At 57.4% G+C, this 13128-nt stretch carries 15 protein-coding genes; 13 read left to right on the top strand and 2 right to left on the bottom strand.

Annotated features, from left to right (window positions below; translation table 11 throughout):
• Positions 1-160 precede the first annotated feature (160 nt).
• Entirely contained in the window at positions 161-1636 is a 1476-nt protein-coding gene (locus ABJP42_RS10735) for a replicative DNA helicase (RefSeq protein ID WP_490363212.1), read from the top strand.
• A gap of 295 nt (positions 1637-1931) precedes the next feature.
• Here the strand turns inward: ABJP42_RS10735 and ABJP42_RS10730 are convergent, their stop codons facing one another.
• Together ABJP42_RS10730 and ABJP42_RS10725 are read right to left on the bottom strand one after the other, a co-directional pair.
• Positions 1932-2681: a hypothetical protein gene (locus ABJP42_RS10730; protein ID WP_348340302.1), complete on the bottom strand. Its 750-nt coding sequence runs from the start codon at positions 2679-2681 to the stop codon at positions 1932-1934.
• 719 nt (positions 2682-3400) lie between these two features.
• Positions 3401-3847: a MarR family winged helix-turn-helix transcriptional regulator gene (locus ABJP42_RS10725; protein WP_348340301.1), complete on the bottom strand. Its 447-nt coding sequence runs from the start codon at positions 3845-3847 to the stop codon at positions 3401-3403.
• Positions 3848-3930: 83 nt separating this feature from the next.
• Between ABJP42_RS10725 and ABJP42_RS10720 the strand changes: the two genes are divergently transcribed.
• The 12 genes from ABJP42_RS10720 to ABJP42_RS10665 all read left to right on the top strand — a co-directional run.
• The gene (locus ABJP42_RS10720) at positions 3931-4368 is read left to right on the top strand and encodes an ABA4-like family protein (protein ID WP_348340300.1); all 438 of its coding nucleotides are present in this window, start codon (positions 3931-3933) and stop codon (positions 4366-4368) included.
• Between the two features lie 200 nt (positions 4369-4568).
• A complete protein-coding gene (locus ABJP42_RS10715) occupies positions 4569-5039 on the top strand; it encodes a hypothetical protein (RefSeq protein WP_348340299.1) in 471 nt (156 codons plus the stop codon).
• Between the two features lie 176 nt (positions 5040-5215).
• Positions 5216-6253, top strand: coding sequence for an alanine racemase (gene alr, locus ABJP42_RS10710; RefSeq protein ID WP_348340298.1), 1038 nt, complete (start codon positions 5216-5218; stop codon positions 6251-6253).
• On the top strand, positions 6250-7032 hold the full coding sequence (locus ABJP42_RS10705; RefSeq protein ID WP_348340297.1) for an MlaE family ABC transporter permease: 783 nt from the start codon (positions 6250-6252) through the stop codon (positions 7030-7032). The genes alr and ABJP42_RS10705 overlap by 4 nt, the downstream gene beginning before the upstream one ends.
• A complete protein-coding gene (locus ABJP42_RS10700) occupies positions 7029-7484 on the top strand; it encodes a hypothetical protein (RefSeq protein WP_348340296.1) in 456 nt (151 codons plus the stop codon). The genes ABJP42_RS10705 and ABJP42_RS10700 overlap by 4 nt, the downstream gene beginning before the upstream one ends.
• Entirely contained in the window at positions 7477-8223 is a 747-nt protein-coding gene (locus ABJP42_RS10695; protein WP_348340295.1) for an ABC transporter ATP-binding protein, read from the top strand. The genes ABJP42_RS10700 and ABJP42_RS10695 overlap by 8 nt, the downstream gene beginning before the upstream one ends.
• 51 nt (positions 8224-8274) lie before the next feature.
• Positions 8275-8670, top strand: coding sequence for an SPFH domain-containing protein (locus ABJP42_RS10690; protein WP_348340294.1), 396 nt, complete (start codon positions 8275-8277; stop codon positions 8668-8670).
• Between the two features lie 241 nt (positions 8671-8911).
• Positions 8912-9355: a paraquat-inducible protein A gene (locus ABJP42_RS10685; RefSeq protein WP_348340293.1), complete on the top strand. Its 444-nt coding sequence runs from the start codon at positions 8912-8914 to the stop codon at positions 9353-9355.
• A gap of 157 nt (positions 9356-9512) precedes the next feature.
• A complete protein-coding gene (gene radA, locus ABJP42_RS10680) occupies positions 9513-10880 on the top strand; it encodes a DNA repair protein RadA (protein ID WP_348340292.1) in 1368 nt (455 codons plus the stop codon).
• 39 nt (positions 10881-10919) lie between these two features.
• Positions 10920-11474 carry a CvpA family protein gene (locus ABJP42_RS10675; RefSeq protein ID WP_348340291.1) on the top strand — a complete coding sequence of 185 codons (555 nt, stop codon included), beginning with the start codon at positions 10920-10922 and terminating at the stop codon, positions 11472-11474.
• Positions 11475-11870: 396 nt separating this feature from the next.
• On the top strand, positions 11871-12548 hold the full coding sequence (locus ABJP42_RS10670) for a Hint domain-containing protein (protein WP_348340290.1): 678 nt from the start codon (positions 11871-11873) through the stop codon (positions 12546-12548).
• 274 nt (positions 12549-12822) lie between these two features.
• The coding region (locus tag ABJP42_RS10665) for a class II glutamine amidotransferase domain-containing protein (protein WP_490363211.1) at positions 12823-13128 on the top strand (306 nt) is incomplete at its 3' end.

Raw genomic sequence — 13128 nt, 5'->3', positions numbered from 1 at the left:
ACCAAAGAGAGCAGCAATGAACGATATTCCCCCCAGCGCGCCCCTGCCGGATGAAATGCCAGACCATATCTCCAGCGAAATGCCGGATGAGATGGGCCATGACATGGCTGCGGATTCTGTCCCGGTGGGCCAGGCCCTGGCGCCGGTTGCGCAGGGCGGCATGGCGGTGGCCACTGCCACGACGACGGAAGCCGCGATCGAGCTGCCCCATTCGGTTGAGGCCGAACAGCAGCTTTTGGGTGCGATTCTGACTAACAATGACGTCTATGACCGCATTGCCTCGATCATCAATGCCACTCATTTCTATGATCCGGTCCATACCCGCATCTACGAAATCGCTGCGGCGCGGATCTCCAAAAACGCCCTGGCCTCCCCAGTGACGCTCAAGGCCTTTATGGAGGATGACGAAGGCCTCAAAGAACTCGGTGGTCCCGCCTATCTGGCCAAACTGGCGGGCGCGTCTATTTCTGCCTTTGCGGTACGCGACTACGCACAGATGATTTATGATCTGGCGATCCGGCGCGAGCTCATTGCGCTCGGCCAAAGCATCGCCGACAAGGCCCGTCGCGTCGATGTCGCCTCGGAACCCAAGGAGCAAATCGTCGAGGCCGAACAATCGCTCTATCAGCTGGCCGAGCAAGGCCAGACCGAAAGCGGTTTTAAGTCCTTCCTCAAGGCCGTGACCGAAGCGGTCAATGTCACCAACGAGGCCTATCAGCGGGGCGGCGGCATGGCGGGTGTCTCCACCGGCCTGGCCGATCTCGACAAACAGCTTGGCGGCTTGCACCCCTCGGATTTGCTGATCCTTGCTGGGCGTCCCTCGATGGGGAAAACCTCCCTGGCCACCAACATCGCCTTTAATGTGGCCAAGGCCTATAAGAAAGGCACCAAGCCCGATGGCACCGAGGGCGCCATTGACGGCGGCGTGGTTGGCTTTTTCTCACTCGAGATGTCCGCCGAACAGCTTGCAGGCCGGGTTCTGGCTGAGGCTTCCGAGATTTCCTCTCACAAGATCCGTCAGGGTGACATGACAGAGGGCGAGTTCCGCCGCTTTGTTCAGGCCGCTAAAGATCTGGAAAGCTGCCCACTCTTTATCGATGACACCCCTGCCCTGCCGATCTCGCAGCTGGCTGCCCGTGCGCGCCGCCTGAAGCGGACCCATGGGTTGGATGTTCTGGTCATCGACTACCTGCAGCTCTGCCGGGGTATGGCGGAAAACCGGGTGAACGAGATTGCCGAGATCTCCATGGGGATGAAGGCCATCGCCAAGGAGCTGCAAATCCCGGTGATTGCCCTGTCACAGCTGTCGCGTCAGGTGGAAAACCGAGACGACAAACGCCCACAACTGTCTGACTTGCGGGAATCCGGCTCAATCGAACAGGATGCCGACGTGGTGATGTTTGTGTTCCGCGAGGAATACTACAAGGAACGCGAAAAGCCCGGCGATCACGAGCTGGATAAGATGGAAGAGTGGAAAACCGCGATGGAACGCCTTCACGCCAAGGCCGAAGTCATCGTTGGCAAACAACGTCACGGCCCCATCGGCACGGTCGAGCTGTCCTTCACCGCCGAATTCACCCGCTTTGGCAACCTCGCCAAGGAGTGGCAAAACGGCCCGCGCGAAGACGAGTATTAAGGCAGATCAGCCCCGGGATGATCACAAATCAAAAGGCAACGCCCGTCCCTGGCTGGTTGCAAAGCGCCCCCCCCCGAAGTTGCAGGCAAACCTCTGGTTTGCATAGTGGGAGGGTCGGGCGCTGCCCGGCGTTCCGCCGGGGGGGGGAGATTCCCCGAGCGCACCTCTCCTTCCTGTCTGCCAATTGACACACTAAAAGCGATGCACCTCTCCTAAACTTGCCCTTTGACCAATGTCGGCTGTGAGCCCAAACTGCCAATCGCGTGCGTTGCACCAAAGAGCCGCTATTGCCGAGCTAGCCAAACTCGCGATACCCGCGTTTGTCCAATTCTTGCCGCGCTTTTTTGTTCCATTTCTCGTTGCCAGAGTAGAGAGCCAAGACCTCCAAGGAGGAAGGCCAATCGAGCTGCACCAGCGCGTCAAGATCAAGCCGAGTTTTGTACGCACGAAAGCGCATTAATTTGTCCTGCTCTGACAACCCAATAATCTGTTCGAGATTCTTGCAGTTCAGTGCGCACAGTTCGTGCAGTTGAGAGCCCAAGACGGAGATATCGTGCATTTGCAATTGATCCTCAATCTGAAGTACACGCAGCGCAGGGAACCTCACCAAAGACCCCAGGGTTTCGAGACCACGCACTCTGACGATGCGCAGTTCCTCCAAGGTTGGATGATGAATTTCATCGATGGTCTGCCTGCCACCCAAAAGCACCTCAAGAGACTTGAGCTTCTGGATGTCATTCACAAACGAGAGATCCTGTCGTTTCGGTATGCTGCTGAGGCGAACGTGCTCAAGTTGAGGTGCTTTGGCTAAGGTACTGATGCCCTTGGTGTGTCCTTGGACAAACAAGTTGCAAAGGCTCCCGCAGCGTCCGAGAGATGCCAGATTGAAATTTCGTTTCCTATTCTCGGTGAGGGAGAGATGTGTAAGCTGCTCCAGTGGTGCTTTGTCCAAGAAATTCGGGTTATCGAATTCAAACACGCCAAATGAAAGGCGTTCCAGCAACGGTAGCCGCCAAAGTGCGTCTTCATTGCGGACATGTGTCAAGCTATCGATTGCCAACCATCTGACATTTGGAAGATACGAGACAACAGACGCGTCAAAGCATTCAGAGTAGTGGCCGAAGAAACGTACTTCAATGCGTGGGCCGAGAGCTCGACAAAGCTCATTCACTGCCGTAAGCAGCTCTGGCGAATAATCTGCCTTAGAGAACTATATCGTCGCCGAACGTCCGGACTCTAGTATCGTCTCAATTTCCGCAGTTTCGATTGTGGTGGGATCTGTGATCCGTTCCGTAATCATGGTGCATTTCAACCCAGTCAATGATACCCTCAATCCTATCAACACTCTACACGGTTTCACCAGAGCCGAGGCTCTATGAATGGCAGCTTCGTCCGCTAAGCTGCCATTCGGGCTGATCCAAATAACCTGTGTACTGCCAAAGCATCGCCCGAACCGCCCCCACGGGGCGGGCGCTTCGCTTCCCCCCTCGGTTCGGACGCGGTGGTTCCTCGGTTCGGAGGCGGTGGTTTCCTGAAGCGGTTCAATGGCATTTTGGCCCTTATCTTGGACATTGGATAGCTTTGGTGATCCAAACCAGCCAGAAGTCACCATTTTAGGCTCTGTCGACCAGATCCAATAGAGCTGAGCATTTTGCCGCTTGGGGCGAAGGGGGCCAAGGAACACTAAAGGCATCGATATCCGACCTGATATTCCGCGTTGCAGTGATGGCGCAATGCCCTAACAAATCAACTAAACTTCCTCCCTCAGGTCAGATCCCCAGGGGCATCGGCGGTCAATCTGTGCAGCAAATCGGAAAGCTGTTCCAACTCGCCTTCTGTCCAACGATCCCGAAACACATAGCCAGACTGCTTGGCAAAAGTGGCCCGCGCCTCTCCAAGCTTTTCGAGCCCCACCTCGGTCAGCACGACAAAGGCCAGCCTGGCGTCGCGGCTATCAACCTGTCGGGAGACAACGCCAATTTTTTCAAGCGGAGCCGCCATGCGGGTTATCGTGGAGGCACTTATATGCATGCGCCGGGCAAGCTCGATCCGCGACAACCGGTGCAGCGGCGCCCGCTCCAGATGCATCAACAGGAAGACCTCGTTCACGGAGAGCCCATGAACCGAGGAGAAGTCTCCAGAGAGGCGGGCTCTGATCTGATCCGCAGATTGCAAAAGGCGCAGGGTGGTTTTGAGGCATAGGTCTTCCATAGGGGTATTGTATCCGAATCACTTGCAGATGCAAGCTTCTTGCAATAGACAACCTATTCTCTTGGCCTGCAAAGGATGTGGACATGGATTATGAACTGATTTTCTCGGCCGCCGGGATCCTGGCCATGGCGGGGTGGCTTACCCTGCTTGCCTCTCCCCTCATGCCGCTCTGGTCTGACCGGATTGCCGGGTTCATTCTTCCCTCGGTTCTCTCTGCCGGATATGTTCTGCTCATTGTGGTCTTTCCCGCGCCTGGCGATGGCGGGTTTGAGAGCCTTGATGCCGTCATCACCCTCTTCTCGCAGCCTGCGGCGATGCTGGCCGGCTGGGTTCATTTCCTGGCATTTGATCTCGTGATCGGGGCCTGGATCTGCCGAACAGCCAGGCGTGAAGGTGTTCGGTTTTGGCTGGTCATCCCCTGCCTGCCACTGACCTTTCTCTTCGGTCCTGCCGGGTTTCTCGCCTTTGCGCTCCTGCGCCTCACTGGCGGTGAAAGATTGGTCGCTGATAAGAGCAGCTAATTGGATCAAACCGTATCAGGTCGCCAAAACAGCACCTGGCCCCATCACGGGCAAGACCTATGTGTCGGCAGAGCAGCCACCCTAAACCAAGCCACTGCAGACCTCCCCTTCACGTTAAACTTACCCAGAGCTGCAAACTGGATAGGCATCCACCCGGCGGAGGTGCTACGTTTTGAAGGCATCTGCCAAGAGGATTTCCCATGCGATGGAATAATGCTTCCGCATACTTTGAAGAAGAAGGCTCGCATCGTGACATCTTCGTATCAAACACAACGCTTTCGGATTGGGATCGGCTGATCTCTTTGTCACATGCGCTTGGTCAGGTCACATATCTTTGCGACAGTGAAAAAGCCCCTTTCCCTTCCAAAACCAACTCGCTTTTTGATCACAGCAAGCATACGCATTGCATGAAGACCAACCTTGGTGGCCCAGTCATCTACGCGAGTTTTTTTGTTGTCGATGAAATTGAATTGTCTCTTGATCCCAGCGAAATCAACTCGCAAGAAGATCTCGACCCTGTACTGGAATTCTGTGCCAGCCTTGGGCGCAATATCCAGCGCGACGTGGCGATCACAGAAGAGAGCAGCCCTAAAGAAATAATCCTCTATTTCGCAAACAAAGACCAGGCTTGGCACCTGCCAGGGCCACTTCGGGATCTTGAGCCGTCATAACATGGCCGCGCTTGAACACCTCCCCCGGATGAGGGCCCTTTGACAAAGCCCCCTGTGCTGGTCTGGCAGATTACAAAATGCCCAAACCGGCCAATTGATGCCAATCCCTCCACCAGCCTGCAAAATTCCCCGCGAATTTTGCTTGACCCCTGCCCCGCGCATGTCATGAACAGCGCATGAGCACGGCTAGACTGACAATCAATCTCGATGCGCTGGTGACCAACTGGCAGAATCTGAACGCCATGACCAACTGCGAAACCGCAGCTGTGGTCAAGGCAAACGGCTATGGGCTGGATGCAGGCCGTGTGGCCAAGGCGCTGGCCAAGGGCGGCGCGCGCAATTTCTTTGTGGCAGCCGCCGAGGAAGGCGTCGCCCTGCGCCGCGCCCTCGGCCCCGGCCCCGGCATTTCAGTGTTCTCTGGCCATATGGAAGGCGACACCAGGCTGCTGAAGGAATTCCAGCTGGCGCCGATGCTGAACTCGTTGGATCAGATGCTGCGCCATTTTGAGACCCTACCCGGCCATACCTTTGGGGTGCAGCTGGATTCAGGCATGAACCGTCTAGGTATGGAGCCCGCCGAATGGGCCGCAGTCCGCGAGATCGCTCTGGGGCAACGCCCTGTGCTACTGATGTCGCATCTGGCCTGTAGCGATGAGCCCGGCCATGCGATGAATGCGCAGCAGCTCAAGACCTTCCATGCGATGACCGATGGCCTCGACGTGCCGCGTTCGCTCTCGGCCACCGGGGGGATCCTGCTGGGACGCGATTACCATTTTGACCTCTGCCGTCCGGGCGTTGGTCTTTATGGTGGCGCGCCTTACTCGGACGCGCTGCCAGTGGTGCAGCTGGATCTGCCCGTGATCCAGACCCGCGATGTCGATACCGGCGAAAGCGTCGGCTATGGCAATGCCTGGGTGGCGCAGCAGCCCAGCCGTATCGCCACCGTGGCCGCCGGCTATGCCGACGGGTTGTTGCGCGCCCTGATGAATGGCGGCATTGATCTTTTTGCCGGTGAGACCCGCTGTCCGGTTGTGGGCCGTGTCTCGATGGATCTGATTACCGTTGACGTTACCGGCCTGACCGAGGCGCCTGCCAGCCTGTCGCTGCTCAATGAGACACAGAGGGTTGACCACCTGGCCGAGGCCGCCGGCACCATCGGCTACGAGATCCTCACCTCGCTGGGCCATCGCTATGCACGGACCTATCACGGATGACGCCATTTGCTTTATTAGCCCCGCTGGGGCGTATGGCAATGCAGGCCTTGGCCTCCGTTGGCCGGGTTGCCCTGTTCACGGTCAGCGCCTTCACTCATATGCTGCGACCGCCCTATTACCCGCGTGAGTTTTTCCTGGCGCTGCTGCAGATCGGCTGGCTGTCGCTGCCGGTTGTGGGCCTGACGGCGGTGTTTACCGGCGGCGCTTTGGCGCTGCAGATCTACGCAGGCGGCGCACGTTTCAATGCCGAGGCCGTGGTGCCGCAGATTGTTGCCATTGGCATGGTGCGCGAACTGGGGCCCGTGCTGGTCGGGCTGATGATTGCCGCCCGCGTGACCTCGTCGATTGCAGCCGAGATTGCCACCATGAAGGTGACCGAACAGATCGACGCGCTGGTGACGCTCTCCACCAATCCGATGCAATACTTGGTGGCCCCGCGGGTGCTGGCCGCTCTGGTGACCGTACCCTTGCTGGTCGGCATTGGTGATATCATCGGCATTGCCGGTGGCTATACCGTCTCCGTGCACAATCTCGATTTCAACTCCGCCGCCTATCTGAAAAACACCGTCGATTTTCTGGAGCCGCTGGATGTGATTTCCTCACTGGTCAAAGGCGCCTTCTTTGGTGTCATCGCCGCCACCATGGGCTGCTACTACGGCATGCAATCCGGCCGCGGCGCCCAGGGCGTGGGCCGCGCCACCAAATCCTCGGTCGAGGCCGCAGCTGTTCAGATCCTGGCCACCAATTTCCTCCTCACCGGGGTGTTCTTTTCGCTATGAGGGCGATCTGGGCCATAGTCATCTGCGCTGCGCTCGCCTCTTGTGCTCAGCCCGCACCCTATGAGGTCCTCCAGGCCTATTACGCTCATAGTGGCCCCGAAGAGACACCGGATGAGCGGCTGCAAACCGTGACCTTTGCCCGGATCCACGGCATGTCCCGCAGCCAAGCCCTGTCCTATCTGCAGGCTGACGGCTTTGACTGCCAGGGCATCACCTGCGTCTATTTCAATCAGACCAAACAAAGCACCGCTGATATCCTCTTTGGTACTGCCTCACCGCAGGACAAGGTCTTTGCCGACCGGCGCGCCAACAAGAACAGCTTCTCCCTCTCGCTGGTTGCCGAGGTGATCGAGAGCCCCGACCAAATCTATGCCGATGCCCGTCATTTTGACGGAGACGTGCCCTGGCACCGCGGCTTTCGCCCCTATGATTTTGAGGTGACCGATGATTAAGCTGGACAATGTCCATAAGGCCTTTGGCAACAACCGCGTGCTGCGCGGCATGGATCTAGAGATCCCAAAGGGCTCCTCCATGGTGATCATTGGCGGCTCCGGCACCGGCAAATCCGTCGCGCTCAAAAGCGTGCTGGGGCTGATCACGCCGGACAGTGGCGAGATCTATGTCGATGGTAAGCCTGCAGGCTCTGGCGACCGCGACAAATTCCTCGCCCGCTTTGGCATGTTGTTTCAGGGCGGTGCCCTGTTTGATTCCCTGCCGGTCTGGCAGAATGTCGCCTTTCGCCTGATGCGCGGCGCCCTGAAACGCCCCGCTCATGAAGCGCGCGAGATCGCTATCGAAAAACTCCGCCGCGTCGGCTTGAAACCGGATGTGGCAGACCGCCTGCCGGCCGAGCTCTCTGGTGGCATGCAAAAACGCGTTGGCCTCGCCCGTGCCATCGCCGCCGAGCCCGAGATCATCTTTTTTGACGAACCCACCACGGGTCTGGACCCAATCATGTCTGGGGTTATCAACGACCTGATCCGCGAGATCGTCGTCGAAATGGGCGCCACCGCCATGACCATCACCCATGACATGTCATCTGTGCGCGCCATCGCCGACAACGTCGCCATGCTGCACGACGGTGTGATCCAATGGACCGGCCCGGTGGCCGACATGGATCAATCCGGTGATCCCTATCTGGATCAATTCATCCACGGCCGCGCCGAGGGGCCGATCGAGGCTGTTAGGTAAGCCAAAAAGAAACGCAGATTTACACTTCCAACTTTGCACTAAGGTGATTTCATGGATCGACTATTCGCAGGCGTATTTTTGGGAACAATCGCACTGGGCTTGATCACACTGGCCCTCCTTTGGACTCCGGTCATGGGGCCTTGGACACAAGAAAGACGCGGCATTGCCGACCTGAGAGAAGCCCAGCAAAACAGGCAGATCCTAGTGGAGCAAGCCGAAGCACAGCGGCAAGTAGCAATTCTAAAAGCGGAAGGCGAACGCGAGGCATCAAAAATCAGGGCTGAAGCCATCCGTATTATTGGTCAAGCCGCCAAAGATTTCCCGGAATATCGCAATCAGGAGTTCATCGGTGCCTTTGCGGACGCTCTTAAAGATGGTTCCATTCACCAAGTGATCTATGTCCCGACGGAGGCAAATATTCCCATTCTGGAAGCAGGCCGTCGATAAAACACCTAATTCCTGACGAAGTGTCACATTCCTCTCCTGTTTCCTGCAACATCTCTGATTTACCCTTCCCGTATCAGACCGGCTCAGGTGGCCGTGTTGCTGCAGAGCGTCTTCCCTAGGAGCAAAACGGGCCCCGGCCGAACCGCAAGTGCCCTGTCATGTTGACAAGACCTATCGTTTCCCCCTTTCAAATCCGGTTCGCAATGCACAAGTATTTGCTTACCCACGGGAACAAGCCGCTATGATCCTTCGCCTCCTCACCCTTTCGCTTTTGATCCTCTATCCCATCGCCTGGTTTGCACCCCTGATGCGTGCAGGGCTGCTGCCAATCTTTGGTCTGAGCGAAATTTCTGTGATCACCGGGTTGCAAAGCCTCTGGGGCAGCGATGTCATCCTCGCCCTCACGGTCACCTTGTTTGCCATCTTTGCCCCCACCCTCAAAACCATCGGCCTCGCCCTGGTGCAATGGAACCTGCTGGATCCGCGCGCACAGCCTGTCCTACAAGTCTTGGGCAAACTCGCCATGGCAGATGTCTTTCTCATCGCCCTCTACATCACCCTGGCCAAGGGCATCGGCTATGCCACGATCGAGGTGGCTTGGGGCCTCTATTTGTTCACCACCTGTATCATTGCCTCCCTGATCCTCAGCCTGATCACTGAGCGCTCCCTAATTCGCACAGACTGAGGTGGCTTTGCCCCCTCACGCCTTTGGCGTTCACCCCCAGGATATTTGTGGCCAAATGAAACCCAACTGCCCTCTTCATTTGGCTAAAAACATCCCGGTGCGCGAGGCAGAGGCTTGCATCTCTTGAACAAAGTGAGAACATGGGGCAAAAGACCCCATGGCTAAATCAAACACATTCTCCTGCTCGGCCTGTGGTGCGAGCTTTTCCAAATGGTCCGGGCGCTGCGAAGGCTGCGGTGAATGGAACACTATTGTCGAAGACAAAGGGCTGTCCTCGGCTGGTCCTGCAAAAAAGTCTCTTGGCACCCGGCGTGGCAAAACAATTCCACTGTCAGATCTGTCCACCGAAGAGACGCCGCCACCGCGCGCCACCTGTGGTGTGGGTGAACTGGACCGGGTGCTGGGCGGCGGGTTGGTGGCCGCCTCAGCAATTTTGGTGGGCGGCGACCCCGGCATCGGCAAATCAACGCTGCTGCTGCAGGCTGCGGCACGTTTTGCCGAAGCAGGGGTAAAAACCATCTATGTCAGCGGCGAAGAGGCCTCGGCCCAGGTGCGGATGCGGGCCCAACGCCTCGGGCTGGCGCAGGCGCCGGTTAAACTGGCGGCCGAGACCAATCTGCGCGATATCCTCACCACGCTGGAGGCGGAAAAGCCGCAGCTCGCCATTATCGATTCGATCCAAACCATGTGGGCGGATCATGTGGACAGTGCGCCAGGATCGGTCAGTCAGGTGCGCGCTGCCGCCCATGAGCTGACAACCTTTGCCAAGGCACAGGGCATTTCGATCATCATGGTCGGCCATGTCACCAAGGAGGGCCAGATCGCCGGGCCGCGGGTGGTCGAACATATGGTGGATACTGTGCTCTATTTTGAAGGCGAGCGCGGCCATCAGTTCCGCATTCTGCGCGCGGTGAAGAACCGTTTTGGCCCTGCTGATGAGATTGGCGTCTTTGAGATGACCGGTGCAGGCCTATCTGAGGTCACCAACCCCTCTGCTCTGTTCCTGTCGGACCGGGGCGAACCCTCGCCCGGCTCCGTGGTCTTTGCCGGTATCGAAGGCACCCGCCCGGTGCTGGTGGAGATGCAGGCGCTGGTCGCGCCCTCACCGCATTCCCAGCCGCGCCGAGCCGTGGTGGGCTGGGATAGTTCGCGCTTGGCGATGATTCTTGCGGTGCTGGAAGCGCGCTGTGGCATCCCCTTTGCCGGGCTCGACGTCTACCTCAACGTGGCCGGTGGCATGAAAATCACCGAACCGGCCGCCGACCTGGCCGTGGCCGCAGCCCTGCTCAGCGCCCGCGAAGACGTCGCTCTGCCGGCAGATACCGCAGTTTTTGGAGAAATATCGCTCTCTGGTGCCCTGCGACCCGCCCCGCAGACAGAAAACCGGTTGAAAGAAGCGCAAAAACTTGGTTTCACCTCTGCAATAGCTCCAAGCGGTGGCAAATCTGTTTCGATCAAAGGTCTTGGCCTGCGCCAAACCTCCGATCTTGCGGGATTTGTTGGCGAATTCTTTGGAGCCGGCTAGAGTTGCCGAAATTTTATCGCGGGTTAACGGGCGAGGGTCATGGAAGGTTTCACTATTATTGACGGGGTTGTGGCCCTGGTCATCGTATTATCGGCGCTTCTGGCCTATTCGCGTGGTTTTGTCCGCGAGGCCATGGCCATTGCCGGCTGGATCGCCGCTGGCATCCTGGCCTTTATGTTTGCGCCTCAGGTTGAGCCGCTGATGGCAGAGATCCCCGTGATTGGGGAATTCATTTCTGACAGCTGTGAATTGTCGATCATTGCCGCCTTTGCCGCAGTCTTTGCGCTGGCGCTGATTGTGGTCTCCTTCTTCACCCCGCTGTTTTCATCCCTGGTGCAACGTTCTGCACTGGGAGGGCTGGACCAGGGGGCTGGCTTCTTCTTTGGAGTGCTACGCGGCATCCTGCTCGTGGCGATCGCCTTCTTCCTTTATAATGTGGTGATGACCGGCCAGAACTTTACAATCGTTGACGAGAGCCGCTCTTCGGTGGTGTTTGAGCGGATGATTGGCAAGATCGAAGACCGCAACCCAGAGCAGGCTCTGGGCTGGGTTACGCAGCAATATGAAGCGCTGATTGGCGCCTGCGGCAACTGATCCGCCATCTGTTTACCAAGGTAAACCAAGACAGAGTTTTACAGGGCGCCTTAATGGCGCCCTTTTTCTATGGATCTGCAAAGGCTTCACAGATTTATCCACAGGGTAACTTACGATATCTTAACGCGCCAGGTTAACTCTTAACACTCTGTTAACCATTAAGAATCATTTCTCTGAGCTGGCCTGCCGCGACTCGGAATTTGCGCCCGATTATAAAAAAAATCCTCAAGCAGCCCGCTGCAAAGGTTAACAAACCCCCGAAAAATCCACTTTTGTCGCCAAAAATGTGCCCAGGCTCGGAATTGGCCGCACCCCTGCCCCATTTCCGTCCCAATTCGGGGGCCACATAGGATCAACAAAGACGAACAGGCACTCTCGCTCAGAAGGATCGACATCATGCTCCTGGATCATTTCAACACTTTCGCCGATTTTCAGCCGGTGGGCCTTCTGTTGGACTTCCCCATGGCGCGCCCTGAGCCTGTTCAGCCCACCCCACAGCGCAGCAAGACTGGTGGCTTTTTGCCCCAGACCCTGGTGGAAACCGATCGCGGCTTTGTTCAGGCCCGTGACGTCAAGCCCGGTGACATGGTCTACACCTTTGATGGCGGCTGCCAGGAAGTAAAAACCGTTCGTCACGCGGTGCCACGCCTGACCACTATGATGCATGTGCCTGCTGGTGCCCTTGGCAATGATTGCGATCTACAGCTTCCCGCAGATCAGATGGTCGCGCTGGAACTCGACGCGGTTGAGCGCCTGTTTGGCCTGCCCCTGGTTGTGGTTAAACTGATTTCTTTGGCCGGTCACAATGGCATTAAAGCCCTGAGCCCCGAACGTCTGGGTCGCATTCACATCGAATGCGAAGAAGAAGAGCTGATCTGGGCTGAAAGCGGCATGCTGATGCAGGCCGAGACCGGCGGCCCTGATGGTGCCTTCAAAGAGCTTTCCCTGTCTGAAACCCGTCAAATTCTGGCCAGCGAAGAGGGCCGTGCCCTAGCGCTGACCGCCATTGAGGACGAGGACGCCCGCTATCCTGATCTGCTGAAAGAGCTGCTCGAAGGCCCCAAGGCCGCCTGATTCCATAGGTTCAACCCGGCTCTTTGGTTCTCTGCCTTGGCATCCCCTGCCCCTCGTGTATTTCACCTGCTGCAAAGCTCGGTTTGGTGAGAAAACAGCCCGATTTTCGCGCCTAGGCTGCAGCCGACGGGGCAGAACAAAAAATGACGCAGGAAAAACCCAGCTTTCTTCTGTATTCCACTGGCCATCCAAGCTAGGAAGCCCCTGAAGAGGCCAGAGCGATCTGGTGCTTAAGCAACCGACAGCAACGCTACAGTGAAATTGGAGCCATTCAATGTGCGGGATTTTGGGGATCGCGAGCCGACAGGACGAGGTTTTTGCGGAACTTTATGACGGGTTGCTGATGCTGCAACATCGTGGACAAGACGCCTCTGGCATTGTGACCTACACGGGCGAGTTCTTTCGCGAACGCAAGGCCAATGGTCTGGTCAAGGATGTCTTTAGCGCCAGCGACGCGGAAACCCTGCGCGGCAAGGTTGGCATCGGCCATGTCCGCTACCCCACGGCAGGTTCGCTCAGCGCCTCTGAGGCGCAGCCATTTTTTGTCAATGCGCCCTATGGCATCTATCTGGTTCACAAT

The organism is Pseudophaeobacter sp., from assembly GCF_039971195.1.
GTDB lineage: Bacteria > Pseudomonadota > Alphaproteobacteria > Rhodobacterales > Rhodobacteraceae > Pseudophaeobacter.
This window is presented reverse-complemented; position numbering and strand designations above follow the sequence as displayed.